Below are 19576 nucleotides of genomic sequence, written 5' to 3' on the forward strand. Positions count from 1 at the left end.
CGATCATGAAACGACTGACCAACGCACACAGGCAATCCCGCAGGCGCCAGCGCGGCGTTGCCGCAGTCGAGTTCGGCATCATGCTCGTGCCGATGCTGCTGATGGCGTGCGGCGTGGCCGAGTTCGGCCGCGCGATCTACCAGTACGACACGCTGACCAAGGCCACCCGCTCGGCAGCACGTTACCTGTCGCAGTATTCGCCCGATGACGTCGCCTATCCGACGGCGGCCACCAAGTGCCTGGCGGCCTACGGTAACACCGGCTGCTCGGGCCAGCCTCTGGCACCCGGGTTGACCACCGCCATGGTGATCATCTGCGATCGCGTCGATTCGTCCGGCTGCCCCGGCGTCACCCAAACGTTCAGCAACGTCGCGACCTACGACAGCACTGGTGGCGGCAGCGGCACGCAGGCCGGCACCGTGAACCTGATCGCCGTCAGGATCAGCGGCTACACCTACACGCCGCTGCAGTCGTTCATCAACGTGTCCGGCCTGACGTTCGGCGACATCACCACCGTCATGAGGCAAGTGCTATGAAACATCGCGCCCATCCGCTCCGCTTCGCACGCCAGCGCGGCCTGGCCGCCGTGGAGTTCGCCCTTATCGCCGGTATGTTCTTCACGCTGCTGATCGGCATCATGGAGTTCTCGCGCGTGCTGTTCTACTGGAACACCGCCGCTGAAGTCACGCGCCTGGCCGCGCGGTCGGCCGTGGTCTGCGATTCCGGCGCCAGCATCATCAAGACCAGGATGGAAAACATGTTGCCGATACTGCAGGACTCGAACATCAGCGTGGCCTACTCGCCGACGGGCTGCGACAGCGATCCCGCCACGGCGCGCTCCACATGTCAGACAGTAACCGTGAGCGTGTCCAACGTGACCATCGCCACCATGATCCCCGTGATGCGGTTGCGCATCGGCATGCCGCCGTTCACGACCACCATGACACGCGAGAGCATGCAGACATCGACCGGCGGGTCGGTGTGTAGCTGACACCCAATTCACGCATTTCCACCCATTCCACCCATCCGACCCGAACATCGCGAGGACACCATGCTGAAGATCCTGATTGCATCCGATGACACCGCACGGCTGGCGGAGATCAATCGGCTCGCTACCATCGCCGGAAACTTCCAGACCACGTCGCTGCAGGAAGGTCTGGCGCGGCTGCCGTTCCAGGCGAGCCGGCTGCGCATGGCCGATCTGCTGGTGCTCGATCTGTCCGAAATCGGACCCGCGCAGATGTTCGGGGTGGAAACCCTGCGCCAGCAGCACCCCGAACTGCCCTGCATCCTGATCACGCAATCCCAGGATTCCAGCGTGCTGATCCAGGCGATGCGTGCCGGCGTGCGCGATGTGCTGCCATGGCCGCTGGACAAAGGCCAGCTTGTCGAGGCGCTGAAGCGCGTGGAAGCCACGCACGTGCCGCGCATGCAGGAGGTAGCGCAGGTCATATCGATGATCTCCTGCAAGGGTGGCGCTGGCACCAGCTTCGTGGCCGCAAACCTTGGCGACGCCCTCGCCCGCCACTTCGGCAAGCGTGTGCTCGTCGTCGACCTGAACCGGTACTTCGGGGATCTGACGTACATCGTGACCGACAAGGCGCCGCCCAGCACATTGTCGGAAATCTGCAGCCAGATCGATCGCATGGACGCGGCGTTCCTGGAAGCCTGTCTCGTTCACGTGGACAACGGATTCGACATGCTGGCGGGCGCGGCCGACCCAGTGCGTGCCAGCCAGATCCAGAAGGAAAAGCTCGAGTGGATCCTGTCGGTCATGCAGCCGAACTACGACTACGTGATTTTCGACGTCGGGCAGAGCATCGACCCGCTGTCGATCAGCATGCTCGACCACAGCGACCGCATTTGCGTGGTGACCGAGCCGAGCATCGCATTCGGCCGCCCCAGCCGCCGGTTGCTCGACATCCTGCGCGCGCTGCACTACCCCGACGACAAGATTCGCGTGGTGCTGAACCGCGTAGGTCGCAAGAACGAAGTGCCCCGAACCACCATGGAAGAGATCTTCGGCATGAAGGTGGCCTTCACCCTGCCAGACGATCCGGCGGCCGTGGACGAAGCCGTCAGCCACGGGGAGCCGGTTGCGAAGCTGAGCAAGCGCAGCAGCATCGCCCGGGCGCTGCAGGCGATGGCCATGCAACTGGCGCCCACGCATGAAGCCGAGCGCCGCGGCCGGCAGGAGGGCGTGTCGCCGTTGCGCAAGCTGATGCTGCGCGCCCGTAGCACCTGAATCCGCAGGCCACCGATCCGTCAGAACCATCAGAGTCGTCAGTGCCATCCGTGCCACCCGAACCGAATACGCTTAGCAAGGAGTCCATCATGTCAATCCGCGAACAGCTCGCCAGCGCCGGGACACCCCACACGGCAAATGGTCACGCCGCGATCCATTTCTCGATGGCCACCAACACGACATCGCCCGGGTACCACGCGCTGAAGCGCGACGTGCACGAGACCGTGCTGGACCGCGTGGAGCTGGAGCGCCTGGCGCACTTCCCGCAGGAGCAGGTGCGCCAGGAGATCGCCTCGCTGGTGAGCCTGATCATCGAGGAACATAAGGTGCTGCTCAATGACAACGAGCGGCGACAACTCACCGTCGAGATCTATGACGAGATGTTCGGCTTCGGGCCGCTGGAACCACTGTTGAAGGACCCCACGGTCTCGGACATCCTGGTCAACACGGCACGACAAACCTACGTGGAGCGGCGCGGCAAGCTCGAACTGACGAATGTGGTGTTCTATGACGACGCCCATCTGATGAAAGTCATCGAGAAAATCGTGTCGCGCGTCGGCCGCCGCATCGACGAAACCAGCCCGATGGTGGATGCGCGCCTGCCGGACGGCTCCCGCGTTAACGCCATCATCCCGCCGTCTGCCATCGATGGTCCGCTGCTGTCGATTCGTCGCTTCTCCGTGAACCCGCTGCAGGTGTCCGATCTGGTCGAGCTGAAGAGCCTCACGCAGCCGATGGCGCAAATGCTGCAGGCGCTGGCGCATGCCAAGATCAACGTGCTGGTCTCGGGCGGCACGGGCAGCGGGAAGACCACGCTGCTTAACATCCTGTCCGGTTTCATCCCGGAAGACGAGCGCGTGGTGACCATCGAGGATGCCGCCGAACTGCAACTGCGCCAGCCTCATGTCCTGCGCCTGGAAACCCGGCCGCCCAATATCGAGGGCAAGGGAGAAATCAACCAGCGCGCACTGGTGCGCAACGCGCTGCGGATGCGTCCGGACCGCATCATCCTCGGCGAAATCCGTGGCGGCGAGGCGCTGGACATGCTCAACGCCATGAACACCGGCCACGAGGGCTCACTCACGACGATCCACGCCAACACCCCGCGCGATGCGCTGACGCGGCTCGAGAACATGGTCAGCATGGCAGGCCTGACCATGCCGGCCAAGGCCATGCGCCAGCAGATCGCCTCGGCGATCACGGTGATCGTGCAGGCGGCGCGTCTGACCGACGGGCGGCGCAAGATCATCAGCATCCAGGAAATCACTGGCATGGAAGGCGACATCATCAACACGCAGGAGATCTTCACGTTCCAGCGCACGGGTGTGGCCGAGGATGGCACGGTCCGCGGCCACTTCAAGGCCACGGGCGTGTATCCGAAGTTTGCGGAGCGGCTGCGCGTCTTTGGCGTCGGGCTGCCGGACGAGACCTACGATCCCGCGCGGCGCTACGAAGTCTGAGCCCACGCACTGATCAACGACAACATATCCGGGGGGTAACACATGAGCACGATCTTCTATGCCTTCGGCATCCTGCTGTTCGTCGCCGTGGTGCTCAGTGTCGAAGCCATCTATCTGTGGTGGAACAATGCCCACGGCCCCGCGGCCAAACGCATCGAAGCGCGGCTGAGAGCGCTTTCTGCCGGCGGACACGTCAGCGCAGAACGACTGTCCATTCTCAAGAAGCGCCTGCTCAGCGATTCGCCGCGGATGCAGCGCTGGCTCATGAGCGTGCCGCGTATCGGCGCGCTGGACCGCTGGCTCGAGCAGTCCGGCAGCACATGGTCCGTGGCACAGCTGTTCGGCTACTGCGGCCTGGTGGTGCTGTGCGCGGTGGCGCTGATTCCGCTGGTGCCGGTGCCGCTGCCGATCATACTGGGCTGCGTGGCGTTCGTCTGGTTGCTGCCGTTCCTGCATGTCATGCGGCTGCGCACAAAGCGGCTCAAGCAAATGGAAGTGCAGCTGCCAGACGCCGTCGACATGATCAGCCGCGCGCTGCGTGCTGGCCACTCGTTCGCCGGGGCGCTCGGCATGGTCGGCCAGGAAATCAAGGCGCCGCTGGGTCCCGAGTTCCGCACCACGTTCGAAGAGATCAACTACGGCGTGGCGCTCGACGAGGCCATGACGAACCTCGCCATGCGTGTGCCTGTGGGCGACCTCCGCTACTTCGTCATCGCCGTGCTGATCCAGCGCGAGAGTGGCGGCAACCTCGCGGAGATCCTCGACACGATCGCCACGATGGTGCGCGAGCGGTTGAAGCTCTTCGACAAGATCCGCGTGCTCTCGGCCGAAGGGCGACTCTCCGCGTGGATTCTCGGCCTGCTGCCATTCGGCACGGCGGGCCTGATCATGGTGGTCAATCCGGGCTTCATGCGGGTGCTGTGGGAAGACCCGATTGGCTGGCGAATGGTAGGTGCCGCCATGACGTCGATGATCTTCGGCGTGCTGTGGATGCGCAAGATCATCCGCATCCGGGTATGAGTCAGATAACAACAGGCAGGCTTGAGCGCGCATCCTGAGGGGGAGTCGATCATGCAAGACATCATGCAGGGGTTTCGGGCAGACCAGTTGATTGTGCTGGCGCTGGTCTTCGTTGCGGCGTTCGGCACGGTACTTGGCGTGCTCTATGTGTTCTCGCCAGACCGCATGCGCGGCAGGATGGAGCAGATCGCCAGCGAGACTGGCACTGTCCCGGGCAACGCCGGGCAGCAGCAGGCCTGGGTCGAGAAGCTCGTGAAATGGGCGCAGCCTGTCTCGCGGCTCTCGTTGCCCAAGGAGGGTTGGGAGAGTTCGCAGCTGCGCGTGCGCTTCATGAACGCCGGATGGCGCGATGCGAGCGCCGCCCCGCTGTACTTCGCCGCCAAGACACTGCTGGCGGTGGCGCTCCCGATGATCGGACTGATCGCGACAAGCAGCGTCCCGGCATTCCAGGAACAGAGCACGACGTTCGCGGTGCTGGCGGTGCTGGCCGCGATCGGTTACTACATTCCGAACATCGTGCTGTCCCGGAAAGTGACGGCACGCCAGAGAACGGTGTTCGAGGAGTTCCCCGACGTCATCGACCTGCTGACGGTCTGCGTGGAAGCCGGCCTCGGCCTCGATGCCGCGCTGATGCGCGTGGCCGACGAACTTGCGCTGCGCTGCCCGGTGCTGGCCGATGAACTGCAACTGATGCTGCTGGAGCTCCGCTCCGGCTTCTCGAAGGAGAAAGCGTTGAGCAATCTGTCGCTGCGCACCGGCGTCGAGGACGTCGACAAGTTCGCATCCATGCTGATCCAGGCGGACCGCTTCGGCACCAGCCTTGGCGAATCCTTACGGGTGCTGTCCGACATGCTTCGCACCAAGCGCCGGATGCGCGCGGAAGAGCAGGCGGCGAAGATCGCGCTGAAGCTGCTGTTCCCGCTGATTTTCACGATCTTCCCCACGCTCCTGCTGGTGTTGCTAGGACCCGCATTCATCCAGATCTACCGCGTGTTGCTGCCAACCATGACCGGCACCAACTGACGTTCGCTCTAGCGGCGCCTTGCCATAGCGGTTCCCCCGGCTGTCTTGCCCTGGTGCAACACCAGGTGGACAGTCTTGCCCGGACAGTGTCCGGGCTTTTCTGCATTCTGCGGCGGCGACGCGTCAGTGTCCCGGCGGGCGGCTTGACCCGCGCGCCAGTCTTCTGAAAAATACGGGGCAAACCCATCCCCCACCCCTGTCCGTACGGACATCCGGGAGCCGCCGCATGAAGATCCGCATCCTGAGCGATCTGCACATCGAACACAACATGCCCGAGGAGGTCCCCGCCTGTGGCGCGGACCTCACGATCCTGGCCGGAGACATCGCCAACGGCCGCGACGGCATCGACTGGGCGGCGCGCGTGTTCGACGGGCCCGTGCTCTACGTGCCGGGCAATCACGAGTACTACGAGAGCACCTTCGATGCGGTGAGCCGGCAGATGACGGACGCGGCCGGAGAATCCGGCAACGTCACGCTTCTTAGCGAGGGCATCGCCGAGTTCGAGGACGCCGACGGCCAGCGCGTGCGCGTGATCGGCACCACGTGGTGGACCGACTACTGCCTCTATGGCGTCGATCGTGTCGAAGAAGCCATGCAGGCGTGCTCGCGCGTGATGCTTGATCATCGCCTGATCGCTACCGCAGATGCCGACGGCCAGCACCGCCCTTTCACGCCTGCCGATGCACTGGCTCGCCATCGCGCGGCCACGGCCTGGCTGGCCGATGCGCTGGCGCAACCGTTCGACGGCAAGACCGTGGTGGTCACCCATCACGGCCCCGACCTCGGCAGCCTCGACGCACGCTATGCGCACGACATCGTCTCGGCCGGCTTCATCTCCCGCCGACCGGATCTGGTGGCCCAGGCCGACCTCTGGATCCATGGCCATACCCATACGAGCTTCGACTACTGGATCGACAGTTCACGCGTGGTGTGCAACCCGCGCGGCTACATCTCCCGGCGCAGTGGCGAGCCGGAGAACCCGGCGTTCGACTGGAGCAAGGCTGTGACGCTTTGAGACGGCTTACGAATACAAATTTCGATTTGTGTTCGTAAGAGACTTACTGCCTGCACCGTACGCCGACAAGCGCGGGCCGATCTCGTCGCCGCCCGGCATCTGGCCGTGGCAAAGCGCCAAGCGCCGATGGTCGTCACGTATCGCTCGATGCGCCAAGCTGTGACGCCTGCGGCCTGAGTGGCTCTGGCGCCGCGCCGACGCGTTCGAGCACATTCCCACGCGCCTCGATCTTCACGGGATCGGTCTTCTTCCACTGCTTCTTCGGAATGACCAGCTTCCACACCGCGTTGTTGCCCGCGTCGCGGAACAACGCCGCGACGCCGACGTACTCGCAGTCTTCCTGCATCGGTTCTGCGAGACTCACGCTCGCCGCCGGGCGTAGCACCACATCCTTGCTTGCGAGCAGATCCGCCTTCAGCGACGCCAGGTCATGCGTCTGCAACTGCGCGTAGCTCAGTTGTTCGAAGGCCTGCGGCGTTTTCAGCTGATAGATCCGCACCACTGTCGACAACGATTCGCCTGCGCTGTTTGTATTTAACGACGACCTGCTGATGAGATCGAGGTTCATGGTCTTGACCTGCGTCGTGAAAGCCCACTTCGCTGCTTCCACTGTGCTGTTCTTCACGGCTTGTCCGACCCCGCAGCCGGCAACGGTAAGGGTGGCGACTAAGGCTATGCCCCCGTTTCGCAGCGCTTGCTTCATCGTGTTCATCCCTTCGTTCTAGTGTGCTGCTTGATCTCATTGACTGCGATGGCTTAGGGGCGCGGATGCTCCGGCACTAAATCCATTCCATGTTCCCAATCTCACGCGTGTGATCGCGTCTTCCTGGGGCGCGTTGGCGGAGGCCACGGAGCACCGGAGTTGCGTGCTGTACCCAAGGCTCACCGCATTCGAGTTCAGGACCGGAGCCGGCATCAGCGCTGGCCGTACCCGCATCTCCAGATGCGCGTGCGCGGCATGGCCAAGGTAGAAGCGCAACAGCGCCATCACCTCCCGGTATATGGCCCGACCCGGCATCAACCCAAGCACCGATTCGGGCGTCTGGGGCGTGATCACCACGCGTACCGCATTGGCACAGTCGTAGAAACCTCGCCCCAGCACACAGTTCTCGCCGAGTGGCATGCGCTCGGTGGCATCGAGGCGCACCCACACGGGGTAGAACTCCTCCACCAGGATCCGCGCATCTGGCACGGCATGCTGCAACACGCCGGCAAGGCCCTCTGCAGTCCGTGTGCGCTGGCTGGCAAGTCCCAGCATCGACAACAGCTTGCGCGGGCTGACGGTGCCTTCGACATGTTCGGCGTGTTCGACACCGGGCTGCCCGGCTCCCGGCTCGCGCAGCCCCAGCCCGAGCAGACTGAGCAGGTAGCGTGAAACCTCGTCCTGTCCGCCCGACAGAAAACCCATCGGATAGCGATACTTGCGCGCGACCCGGTAGAACTGCGTGACAACGCGGTGGTGAAACAGGTCCAGGAAGGCCGCCAGCGGCTCTGCGCCATCACGACGCTGAGCAATCTCGTCCACGAAGTAGGACGGCATACGCGCGTCGACGCCATACAGGCCAAGGAAGGCTGTGCGAATGACTGGTGGCCGGTCTGGGTAGTCATCGTCGTAGTCGACCGAATCGATCTCCCGCCCCGGGAACCCAAGCCCCCCACTGGAACGGAAGCGCACCGGTTCGTCGGCCAGGGAATCCGTGGTGCCCAGCGGCGGGCGCTGCGGCGCGGATAGCTCGATCAGTTCACACAGCCGGAAGAAATTCATCCGTGGTGCGTTGGCGAGCAACGCTCGCAACAAGGGGCCCTCCTTCTGGGGTGACATGGTCTGACTCGGTGCGCTCAAAACGGAGCCCCCTCCCCTTTGCTGTCGGGCCACACCTGGCGCTTGCCGCTAGGCTGCGACACGATCACCAAGCGCGTGTAGAGATTGACGGTTGCGTATAGCGACAGGAAGCGGTTAAGCATCTCGCCAAACAATTCCACATCGCCTTCGCCGGCAAAGCGCGTGCTATCCAGCAGCACTTCGATCTCTACGCCGCGCAACAGGCCACCTTTGACGAGCTTCTGGAGCGGGCGGTGCCGCACGTCTGTGATGGCCTCGATACGCCGGCGGTTCAGTTCCCCATCGGTCCAGTCGTACAGCGCCAGGCTGCCGCGCAGAACTTCGGCGTCGAGCAGCGACAGGTAGTTGGGCGCCAGGTGCGACAGCACGCGCCAATGGAACCGATCGCCGGAGGGCGGATACACCGGCAGCGTCGGCGCGGTCAGGTTGCGCACGGTGCCAATGTGTGTGAATCCCCCGCTCGTGCGGGTGATGCCTGCCTCGCGCAGGCCCTTGCGCGGCAGCATGCCGTTGGTGCCGGTGACCGACAGCGACAGCGTCTCCTCGGGCAGGAACTGTTGATGATCCCAGGCGTGCCCTCCCAGCACAACCCAGGTGTCGAACCTCCCCGAAGGACCGCGGCGCACGCGGGTGTGGAAATAGCGCTCCGGCATCTCATGACGCAGCATGCCGCCCCGATGGCGGAACGCAGCGAACGGCGCGTACTCGAAGCGCTTGCCACTGCCCGTCTCGAATCCCCGTACGGTTTCCACCGAATAGGGTTCCACATGCTGTCCGTGCTGCTCCATGGCCCGCACCCGGTACTCGGTCTCGAAGTGGGTGATGGTGATCGGGTCGGCTTCCAGCTCGAACAGGTTGATGATCGGCGTGCAAAAAAGACGCACGTTATCGGCCGAGAAGCGCATGTCATCCGGGAAAGGCCGATTGAGTACCACCTCCACATCAAAGTGCTCGACGCCTTCCGGGATGGCGTCCAGATCGAGCCCCACGAGATCCACGAACATGAACTTCTCGGGGAAGGTGAAGTACTCCAGCAACAGTTGGTAGCCGCCGAAGGCGTTGTCAGCCTTCGGCCACAGGCGTTCCTCGGCAGCGAATCCGGCTGGCTCCAGCCGTACTCCTGCCATCGGCTGGGGTGCGCCGGGCCGGTCGACCGGATAGCCCGGTACCCGCACTTGCATGGCCAATGGCTCAGCGGTGAGCGCCGAGTAAAGCGCCAACGCCAGCGGGCGATCGGCGTGCAGGTAGAGCCGCAGGCGCGGCACCGCCAACTGCTCGCGGCGCCCCTGAGTTTGTAGTGCCAGCCGCAGCCGGATGACCGAGCGGCCATTCTCGCGCGCATAGGCATTGGCTTCAGTGAGGCGCAACGGGTATAGATCGACCGGTTGCGTGGTCCGATAAGTGCATTCGACATGGCCCTCACTCCCGCCTTGTGTGGCGAGCGCGATGGAGTCGGAGACCACCTCCAGTCCTGCCGGCAGCGTTTCGTGGCGCTGCAGCGCCCCATCGTTCGGGGTCAGTTCCAGGATCGACAAAGACGGGATCATGCGCAGGTAATGCGGCCACAGCATGCTGACCAGGCCTTCGGTCAGTTCCGGCAACTCGTCGTCCAGCTTATGGCGCAGCCGCCCCATCAGGAATGCGAAGCCCTCGAACAGCCGTTCGACGTGAGGGTCCCGCTCGCCGATACGGTCGATGTTGAGCATACGGGCACGGTCTGGGAACGCCTGTGCGAACTCCTTGCCGGCTTCGCGCAGGTAGCGCATCTCCGCTTCGTAGTAGCGCAGGATCTCGTTGTCTTGGGTGGGATGGTTCATGCAATACAGGATGGGTACGCTTCAGGCGACGGCCACGGCGCGGGCAGGATCGATGACGGTCAGGTCGCCCGCCAGCGCCTCGATGCGCGCGCTCAGGGTTGCCTTGTCCGCGTCCTTGCGGGTGAGGCGCACCCTCAGCAGGCGCAGCAGTTGCTGCTTGACCTCGAACACGAGGGATGGCTCCCAGTTGGCCAGTTGATAGCGCTGGGTGCTGGTTTCAAGCGCCGACAACAAGTGCAAGGCGGTATCGGCCCGGTCGGCGCGCTCGGCCACACGCGCCATCACCAGTTGCCGCACGAAGCGATCGCGCTCGCCAGCCGGTGCCGGCAGCCCCTGCAGCCAGGCAAAGGCGGCCTCCAGGCTCTGCTGTGCGGCGAGGTCGACCGCCTGCGCTTCCGTTTCCGCCAAGTCGGCACTCACGGAGGCCACCGCAACCGGCGTCACGGGTTCGCCGCGCTCGATATCCCGCACGGTGGCATAGCGCGCAATCCATTCGAGCGTGGCGTCGTCCGCAAACGGCGTGCCGTCCGAGAAGGCAAGGTGGTCCAGGCCCGGTAGGCGTTCCAGCATCAAGGCGCAGTCGGTAGCAAGCAGGTCGCGCACGCGCGCGTAGGCGCCACCTGCCTGGTCCTGCGCCAGGAACGCGTAGTACTGCAGGTCCAGCCAGAAATGATTGGCGCCCTCGGCGAAGGCCGGTTCGATCCGGTCGAGCAATTCCGGCCACTGCTTTTGCAGCATCAGCCGCTTGATTTGCGCGCGTAGTTCGGCGCGCGGGGCTACCAGGCGGGTCCTGCCGCTGGCTTCATGCGGCGGCGCCTCGGTAAGGGTGTCCCAACGCACGCAGCGCATCAGCCGATAGGCGGCGAGATAGCCGTCAGGCTGCTGGCGCAGGAACAGTGCCATCTGTCGCGCCCGATCCAGCAGGTCGCGCGTGGAGGCCACCTCTCCGCCCAAGAGCGACGCCGTGGCAAGGGCTTTCGGAGCAGCGATGTTCCCTTTACCTTCCGCTGACGACGGCGTTTCGACCCGCTCCTCGAACCGGCGAAACAGCGCATCGAGCGCCGGACGGGCCGGCTCGGGCCACTTTCCGATGCCCTCCAGAATCAGCGCCATCGCCGACAGCGTGCGCTCCAGTGGGGCACCGGCCAATCCCTGCACCCGGTCAAGCCGGTCGGTGAAGGTGGCACCGGCCAGCCATTCGAGTGCGGCCTTTTGACTTTCCGCGCGGGCGGGTAACAACTTGGGGCCGAAGCGATCGATCAGTGCCGCCAGTAGTTCAAAGCCGTCGGCGATCCCTTCCGCACCGTCGCGCCTCATACGGCCATAGATGTAGTAGACCGCCAGGCGGACATCCTTGGCGCTGGTCTTGAGCAGGCGCTCGGCCGACGCCACGATCAGGGCATCATTGATATCCGAGCGCTTGGCCACTTCCTCCTTGATGGCGAGGAAGTCATCCTCGTAACCCGGGTCGTCTCCGACCGGTGCCTCCTGACGGACCGGCTGCAGCCATGGCTCCCACCGGGCCAGCGTGGAGCGGGCCAGATCGGCGGGGGCACGGGCGCCGAACAGCGCGTTGAACAGATTATTGAACATGCGCTTCCTTCACGTGCTTTACGTGCGCGTTGACTCGCACGGCCAAAAGGTCGACGCATAGCCAGACGCTTCCATCGCCGGCGTCAGGCGCCCCTGCGGAGAACGGACATGGGCGAAGTGCTGTGACCCCGATCATCCTCGTGTTCATCACACGCCTCCGCGTTTAGCATTCCGTGCTGCGGGCGAAGGCAAATCCACTGCTGCGCCGCCTTTGCCAACCAAGAACACGCGCTGCGGCAGCTTGAGACCCCTCAGGGGCAGCAACTCCAATACCCCTTGGCCAGCTTCGCTACGCATCAGGAAGCGAATCTCGTAAGGCGCCTTGCCAGACTGCACGTCGGTGGATTCTTCCAAGGGGCCACGTGTATCCGGCACAGCAGGCCACGTGATCTGCACTGTGGCGCTATCGATCGGGACAATGTGGCCGTGTCCGATCATGCGCAGCAGCGCAAAGCGTCCGCCATATTCATAGTTCTTGTTGGTGCCTGCCTTCTCGGTTTGCCATTGCAGAAGCGTGCCCGGGTCTTGGAGGTTGCTCGCAGGCCAGGTCATCCGTATCCAGGTTTCACGCTGGTTGTAGTAATGCAGCTTCTGCCCGTCGATGGTGAGCTTCGTATCGGTGAGTCCCGGCGTCGCGATCGGCTTGAGTTCGAAGCGATACTGCGGGTCGCCTTGAACCAGCATGTGGGCGCCGATGCGCTGCAGGATGTTGATGGTCTTGAGGAATTCCGGGTCAAACGTGATGCCACGCGCGCCGGCTGCAGGCATCCATTGATCGCCTTGCAACTCCAGCACCCCTGCGAGCTGGGTGGCCAGGAACGTCTGGATCGTGCCACCCTGCGGACGCAGGAACTGCGCGAGTTCTGGCAGTGAGGCGTCGTTGGTCGTGTTGGCGAATGGATAGCGCCCGGCGAAGATCCGATTCCACTCCGCGACAATGAACCGCTGCCAAACGTCGTTCAGACTGGCCTGTGCTGGCAGCACGATGGTCTGCGTCGCCTGCGCAACCGGACGCACAAACAGCGCTTCGCCCATGCCCGCCCATTCCGCGCCGAGGCTCGCCGCGACCAGTTGCGCGTAGGCCTGCGTATCGGCCAGATCCGAACTCGTGCCCCGGAACATCGCCTGCGCCATCTGGCGGGCCCGGTCATCCGCGTCGGCGCCGGTACTGACTTGTTGCAGGTGCAGGCGCAAGGCCGTGATCCGGTCCAGATACCGCTGCAGACTGAGGTCGTTGTTGCCACCTTGCACTGCTTGGCCGGGGTGTCCCGCCAGGCGCAGCACCGGGCCAAACGCGGCGTCCAGCGGGCCGGTCGGGGCCGCCTTCGCGCTGTCGGGCGCGTCGTCCTTCTTGCCAAGGATGTCCTTGGCCTTGCTCACCAGCGCGTCCGACAGGGAAGTCTTCTGCACACCCGCGCCGCCCTGGTAGGCAAGCGACTTCATCAACGCAATCGCCGGGGATTGGCGCGCATCGGCCAGCAGCTTGAGCTGGTCGATGGCGGCGGGCAAGGTGGCCGCTGACTCCCACTGCAGGCTGTTCATGAAGTCCTGCCAGTGCGCGGCATACTCGGCGAAGTACTGCTCGGTCAGGGCCGCGCGCAGTTCGTCGGCGGATTTGGTAGCCGTGACGGCAGCCACCTGGCTGCCGGTCAGTACCCAGTCTGCGGCGACATCGCGACGCGTGGCGGCGGCGTCAATCGCATCCGCCACATAACCTTCGTACGCCTGGCGCGTATAAACGCCCGGTACAGCGGCGGTGGATCGCAGCAGGCCGCGCGTATCCGTACCAGCGGTCAGCGACGGCAGCGTCAGGTCCGGATACTTGTTGCCGGCGCCGTTCAGGATGCCCCGGTACAGCGTCTCCTGGGCACTGCGCGCGCCGATGACCGCCAGCAGCGTCTGGCGCGCACCGGCCACCAGTTCGGGGCGGGGCTCGATCTTCCAGTCCGGATTGGCCTTCAGGTGCTCGGCGTAGAACTTGAACAGACGCTCGGCCAGATCCTGTTTCTCTCCCTGAGTGATGCGGGCTTCGGTGGACCAGTCCTGCGTGAGACGCCTGGCAAGGAAATCAGGCTCGGTGCGCTCCGGATGGGCCAGCATCAGGTAGGCTTTGAGGTCGTCACGACCGCCGAGCGCCCACCGGCTGGTCTTGTCGTCCAGCGTCGAAGTCTGCAACTGGCCGAGGTCCACCAGCGTCGCCTCCAGATTCTGCTGCACCGGCGTGACAAGCATCTCACGGCTGGCCTTCGCGTAGGGCTGCCACAGTGCAGCCAGCACATCGGCGTCACGGTTCAGGCCGAAGCGGGTCAGCAGCGGCGCGTGCTGCTGCGTGCGGTATTCGTAGCGCTCGATCTGCTGCTGCAGGGCCAGCAGTGCATGCAGGCGGGCGGCTGCGTCCGGTGCCGAACGGATTTCCGTGACGGCTTGCTGCGCAGCATGAACATCCCGGCTGTTGAACCAGCTTGATGCCAGCATGCCTGCGAACCACAAGCCGACTGCCGCCAGCGCGAATCCAGCACACACCGTCATCGGGTGCCAGCCGATTCGCTTGCCGGGCTGGCGGCGAGCCGCCTCACTGAGGTAGCGCCAGTGCGGCAGATTGGCACTGTCTAGCATCTCGGGCTGAGTGCTCGTCCCCGAGGGGTATGGGGCAAAGGCGATGCCACGAATGGGAATGGCCCAACGCTGGCGAGCAGTCAGACCGGCGCTCCAGTCAATCAGCGCCTTGCTGCGGGTATCGAGTTGCTGGGATAGTTTGGCAAGGTAGGAATTGCGATCCCCGTGAGCTAGCTGCGCCATGCCACGCTGCGCCAACTGGCCGCCTAGTGACCGCAGTGCTACCTCGATGGCGGTCGCATCAGCGTGATTCGACAATTCACAGGCGACGACCGGCGAGTTGCTGCTGCCTGCAGCGTTCGTTGCCGCCACATCCAGCATGTAGACCGGCGCCGACCACCGCAGGGCCTTTACGACACGCGCGAGACTCATGCCATAGGGATGAGTGCCGTGGCGCTGGCTCGGAAGATACGCCTCGCCGTCGGTTACAGCGATCACCGCATCCACTGGACGGTGGCGTCGCAACTTGTAGAGCTGCTTGAGCCACGCGACGTCCGGCTGACCGCTCTGGCTGGCCCCGGACCACAGCAGTACGCCATCGTCGGTCAATAACCATCCGGAGGTAACGAGGCCTGGCAGGAGGCGAGCAATAGCCGTATCGTTGCATGTGAGCAGCAGCCACGGCTGGCGAAAGCGCCAACGCCAACCCCAATGCGCACGCAGCGCCTCGCGCAATGCTCGGCACTGCTCCTTAGCGTCCAGACTTAATTGTCCGGCATTTGCAGCAGCACCGAGACTGTGCTTCTGCTGCAAATGCGCCCGCAAATATCGAATAGCTTTCGTGCTGGCAATCCACAAGAGAACAGCGTGCAACACCTTCAGGAATACCAGCCCGAGTAGCAACAGTACCAGCAGGCACAGTTCCGTGATCACCAACCACTCAGTCGTCCAGCGCCGTTCAGACACCAGAAGCGGCGCCGTCAGTGCCAATGCGACATAGACAAGAAACAGGGCTACGCCAAGATAGAACTCTGCGGATAGTTTGGGATTGTTATCGCTCATACCTGCTTTCTGCACACTAAGGCGACGATGTGGTCATCGTTTTGGGAAACAACAATCTGCGGGGATTCGGTGCGAGAGGCGTATTCGATAGCAAGCACCGTGGCAAGCCAGGCTCCGGCGCTAGCGCAGTCGCCAACCGCAGCATCGATATCGAACCATGGCGCATGCGGATCGAACGCAGACACGCCCTTGATCTGCCGCACCGCACCCTCTGTCAGCGCATGAGCCCAAATTGCTTGGGCTTGTGGGGCCGCAGCTTTTCCCCAGCGCACGGCAAGATGCGCAGCCTGGCCCGCGTTCTCAAGCGAGTCGATGGCTGGCCGATGCAAGAACAGCGGCGCCATCAAAGGCGACGCACTGCGAGCGAGTTCGGGTCGAGTCACCAGCAAGGCCACACCAGCCTCCGCCACTCCGTCCTCCAACCGCTGGCTAATGGCGGGACGAAGCCGCACCGCTAACAGCAAATGCGCATCGTGCGCCGCCAATCCGTCGTGCCACACATCTGCCTCAGACAGTGGCATCTCGTTTGCGCTCACAGTAGTGGTCACTCGCAATGCGGGGGTGGTAGCCGAAATGAGCTTCGCTAGGCCAAGACGCACCTCTTCCACTTCGCACAAGGCTTGCAGGCTCAGATGCACGTGAAGGGAGCAACCCGCCGGCAACACCAGCAAACCTGCGCTGATCCGCTCGACCAGTCTGCCAAGCAGCCAGTCAGTGATTACCTGTTGGCGAACGAACTCGGTCTGCGCGTTGCCAGGGGGAAGCGGTTTACCGGGTATCTCCAGCCAGCGCGCCTGCACATCAGTACCGGGCTCCGCGCCACTGGATCTCAAGCCCAATTGTGTCGCGCCGCTGACGATGCCATCGACATCGTCCTCTTTCTCGTCACCAGCAAAACACCAGCCATGCCCAAGCACCGCGAGGGGCACGCTGGCCTCCGCGTGACATTCGACGTCAATCTTGTCACTGGCGGCATTGTCGGCAATGGTCTGACGGCATCGCAGATGACCGTGCCCAAGGTATAGACAGAGTAGGAATGCCCACAGAAACGGCGCATAGGCGACACAGCAAAGCCAGAAAAACGCATCAAGCGGCTTCCCAGCAGGCCACGACGTAATGGTGAGCGCGGCCCCGGCCCCCATGATGACCACGAACAGCAGCGCCCACACCACCACCGACGGTTGAGGCGACTCCGGCACCGCGACGCGCGGCGGAACTCTCGCAAAATCGACAGGCATCTATCGAACCGTCGCGCCTTCCGAGGTAGCAATCAGGACGCTGCCGCATTCGGTTTGGTCTCCATCCCGTGCCAAAGGAACACCAGCGTCGGTCATGCGGGCGCTTCCTGAGGTAATCGGATTGTCCCCATGAATCGGGCACGACACGATGTCGCCAACACGGGCGGCCCGCCGCCCCTTCACCTTAATGCGGTCGGAGCCCGTCAGGATCTTGCCGCCGTGGGTCGTGTCGTCGTTTTCGCATGCAAGGTTTTTCACGTATTCATTCCTACTTGGTTATTTTTCAACCTTTGCGATCAAGGATGACATCTTTGCGGCACAAAATTATTAGCAAAAATGCAATAGGTTTTCGTATCAACTACCGGGCAACACTGTCGACTGGCTACGTAACTTGTTACCCGCGCGGGACTATCACCGACCACGAGCCTTGATAGTTGGCAGGACGACATATCTTCCGTTGGGCGATACACGAGAATAATCTGCACCAGAAAAGAAGGCACCTCCCGTGGAGGTCATTCTCTCGGAGGACAGGAGTTCCACCACCTCCCCTCGCGACTTTATTAACGTCGCCCGCCTCCAGCCTTTCCCAGATACTTTCTGATCCTGACCATGAAGAGGACCGGAGAATTCCATTTGAGATTTATCATTTACCGGAAGAGTCCTTTTGCTCGGCATCACGGCAGATGCGAAAAATGCAAGGCGTACCACTTCCACTCATATTTTTCCGAGTATTAATATATTATATATAGCTATAATAAGCCCCCAACACAAAGCAATCACCTCTATTTAATTCTCTCAATAACTCGAGATGGAATTCTACCGCCCATATTTTTCGAAATCATACCGTCATAATATTGGCCATATAATTTCCTTGCCTTCCGACCAATATCGACATTCCAGTAGGCGTCCGCCAGATTCAATTTTGCGACGATTCGATCTGGAAATTCTTTTACTATTTCCTCCAGGAGAGCTATAGCATCACCAGATCTTCCATTTTCTATCAAGAAATACGCAATATTATTGAAATCTGCCACATTATCTGAATCAACATACTCAGCAAGCTCAGATACGTCATAAGGCGCCATCGAGGACAAATAGGCTCTTAGGGTATCCTTGCCTCTACTTGCCTGCCGAAAGGCACTTAGATTAGCTTGAATCTTCTTGCGGACATCTACGACTGATTCATATCCATATGAGCCGGTTGACCCAATGGTCGCGCAACCAGAAACTCTAGCCACTCTCTCTGACGAATAATATTTTTCATTAACAACATCGGCACGCTCACCCGTAACCCGCCTAACAAGGCACCAATTCGAGTAATTTGAGTTCCATTCATATACATCCCTGTATATTTGTCCACCATTACTTGAACAACTACCGTCAATCGCGATTCGACGAGTATTTTGAATTTTGTAAATTGACATGGAACTACACTCATCAAATTTATCAATAGAATATTTGAACGTCTTATTTAGGAACTGTGATTTATATTCAACATAAATTCCGCCCCCACTATCGCGATATATTATTCTTCCTGGCATTCCGTTGTTTTCAAAATCACCTACCAGATCGAAGTCAGCTGGATTGGCCAGAGCCAATGCATAACCTCCACCGTCAGCTAGCAGGAACAAGAAAAAAGGGAAAAGATAATATATCTGACGGAAGCTCAACATTGATTTCACGATGAAGCCTCCAATGCTGCAAGTCTGTTCTGCACGTATGTTTTAACCGAGCCAGATATTCCATACCAATTCTTGTCTTTTGGCTGGCCGGCTACATCTACTGGGCTTCCCGCTGCCAAGTCGAGTTCCAGATAGCGTTTGTACCCCTTCTTCGCCTCATCGTTACTTTTCCTCGCTATTCCGCCTTTGCCAAGCCCAGAGTCGTTCCATATGCCCCATGCGCAAGATGCCCTCTTCTCGTTGTAGGCACGACTTTCCTCGAATCGATACTTGCCATCTCTGTTGAGTTTGAGGCAACCCTGAAGATTTAGGGACTGTACTGCCCGGTTGAAATATTTAAGGCGGTCATCGTATCCATTAAATCCACCATTAATAACTCTAGTAATCCAAATAAAATCGTCGGCATTACTTGGATCACGCAATCCTGCCTTAACAATATAAAACCAGGCTGCAGACAACAATGCATGATTTGATTTCTCAAGTTCAGCCATGGCCATCTGATTGGATGTGCAATCCACTCCGGAATAGGCCTGATATTCTTTGTAGTTCTTTTCAAAAGTTATCTGCATTAACCCGCGGCCACGCCAAGGGTCATATGTTTTCGCTCCACCGAGTTCTTTGGTGAATTTGAACTCACCACTTTCGTGAAGAATTTGCGCAAGAAAATGCCCCTGAGATATACAAGAATCGAATCTGTGATCGACAAAAGCACGATTTAGAGGGCTAACGTACTCATCAAGCAGCTCATCCGATGTTGCTCGAGCTACCTGTTTCAGCATATCGGTGGTAATTTCCAGAGCCTTGCAGTTTTCCCTTGCAAAATTCCCCACCATCCCAATCGGATGAATATGAAACACATCCGATCCCGGCAGATCACTCACACCGGCCTTCACCTCATCCCACCAGACCAGCTTCTCGATACGCTTCTGCTCGGCCTCATGCTGGACTTGCGGCCCGGTTCGTGTCTCAATTTCCTGGATAAGGTGCCTCCACTTGACCGGGTTAGCCCATTCGCTTTCGTG

16 protein-coding genes are annotated in these 19576 nt (G+C 61.5%); 7 read left to right on the forward strand and 9 right to left on the reverse strand.

Features of this window, described 5'->3' with window-relative positions:
• Positions 1-5: 5 nt before the first annotated feature.
• The 7 genes from RN01_RS17020 (at position 6) to RN01_RS17050 (ending at position 6763) form a co-directional block, all read left to right on the forward strand.
• The gene (locus RN01_RS17020) at positions 6-536 is read left to right on the forward strand and encodes a TadE/TadG family type IV pilus assembly protein (protein WP_024570739.1); all 531 of its coding nucleotides are present in this window, start codon (positions 6-8) and stop codon (positions 534-536) included.
• Positions 533-991, forward strand: coding sequence for a TadE/TadG family type IV pilus assembly protein (locus RN01_RS17025; protein ID WP_017513813.1), 459 nt, complete (start codon positions 533-535; stop codon positions 989-991). The genes RN01_RS17020 and RN01_RS17025 overlap by 4 nt, the downstream gene beginning before the upstream one ends.
• 60 nt (positions 992-1051) lie before the next feature.
• The gene (locus RN01_RS17030) at positions 1052-2245 is read left to right on the forward strand and encodes an AAA family ATPase (RefSeq protein ID WP_017513814.1); all 1194 of its coding nucleotides are present in this window, start codon (positions 1052-1054) and stop codon (positions 2243-2245) included.
• A gap of 89 nt (positions 2246-2334) precedes the next feature.
• Positions 2335-3705 (forward strand): CpaF family protein, encoded by a 1371-nt coding sequence (locus tag RN01_RS17035; RefSeq protein WP_017513815.1) that lies wholly within the window; start codon positions 2335-2337, stop codon positions 3703-3705.
• Between the two features lie 42 nt (positions 3706-3747).
• On the forward strand, positions 3748-4725 hold the full coding sequence (locus tag RN01_RS17040; RefSeq protein ID WP_017513816.1) for a type II secretion system F family protein: 978 nt from the start codon (positions 3748-3750) through the stop codon (positions 4723-4725).
• Positions 4726-4776: 51 nt separating this feature from the next.
• Complete coding sequence (locus RN01_RS17045; protein ID WP_017513817.1) at positions 4777-5748, forward strand: type II secretion system F family protein; 972 nt, start codon at positions 4777-4779, stop codon at positions 5746-5748.
• 226 nt (positions 5749-5974) lie between these two features.
• A complete protein-coding gene (locus tag RN01_RS17050; RefSeq protein WP_039016696.1) occupies positions 5975-6763 on the forward strand; it encodes a metallophosphoesterase in 789 nt (262 codons plus the stop codon).
• 133 nt (positions 6764-6896) lie between these two features.
• On the opposite strand, the gene tssJ is transcribed toward RN01_RS17050, so the two are convergent.
• The 9 genes from tssJ to RN01_RS34325 all read right to left on the reverse strand — a co-directional run.
• Positions 6897-7466: a type VI secretion system lipoprotein TssJ gene (tssJ, locus tag RN01_RS17055; RefSeq protein WP_024570740.1), complete on the reverse strand. Its 570-nt coding sequence runs from the start codon at positions 7464-7466 to the stop codon at positions 6897-6899.
• A gap of 36 nt (positions 7467-7502) precedes the next feature.
• Positions 7503-8585 carry a type VI secretion system baseplate subunit TssG gene (gene tssG / locus RN01_RS17060; RefSeq protein ID WP_029700502.1) on the reverse strand — a complete coding sequence of 361 codons (1083 nt, stop codon included), beginning with the start codon at positions 8583-8585 and terminating at the stop codon, positions 7503-7505.
• Between the two features lie 17 nt (positions 8586-8602).
• Positions 8603-10423, reverse strand: a complete 1821-nt coding sequence (tssF, locus tag RN01_RS17065; RefSeq protein WP_039016697.1) for a type VI secretion system baseplate subunit TssF — start codon at positions 10421-10423, stop codon at positions 8603-8605.
• A gap of 21 nt (positions 10424-10444) precedes the next feature.
• Positions 10445-12016, reverse strand: coding sequence for a type VI secretion system protein TssA (gene tssA / locus RN01_RS17070; RefSeq protein WP_017514289.1), 1572 nt, complete (start codon positions 12014-12016; stop codon positions 10445-10447).
• Positions 12017-12163: 147 nt separating this feature from the next.
• Positions 12164-15634, reverse strand: a complete 3471-nt coding sequence (locus RN01_RS17075) for an ImcF-related family protein (protein ID WP_024570742.1) — start codon at positions 15632-15634, stop codon at positions 12164-12166.
• Positions 15631-16872: a hypothetical protein gene (locus RN01_RS17080; protein ID WP_024570743.1), complete on the reverse strand. Its 1242-nt coding sequence runs from the start codon at positions 16870-16872 to the stop codon at positions 15631-15633. The genes RN01_RS17075 and RN01_RS17080 overlap by 4 nt, the downstream gene beginning before the upstream one ends.
• Complete coding sequence (locus tag RN01_RS17085; protein WP_008644479.1) at positions 16873-17130, reverse strand: PAAR domain-containing protein; 258 nt, start codon at positions 17128-17130, stop codon at positions 16873-16875. It lies immediately after the preceding gene.
• Positions 17131-17654: 524 nt separating this feature from the next.
• Positions 17655-18545: a tetratricopeptide repeat protein gene (locus RN01_RS33955; RefSeq protein ID WP_326998553.1), complete on the reverse strand. Its 891-nt coding sequence runs from the start codon at positions 18543-18545 to the stop codon at positions 17655-17657.
• A 5-nt stretch (positions 18546-18550) separates the two neighbouring features.
• Positions 18551-19576, reverse strand: a 1026-nt coding sequence (locus RN01_RS34325) for a glycoside hydrolase family 19 protein (protein WP_369799866.1), incomplete at its 5' end; no start/stop codon positions are given.

This window comes from Cupriavidus sp. SHE, assembly GCF_000812445.1.
GTDB lineage: Bacteria > Pseudomonadota > Gammaproteobacteria > Burkholderiales > Burkholderiaceae > Cupriavidus > Cupriavidus metallidurans.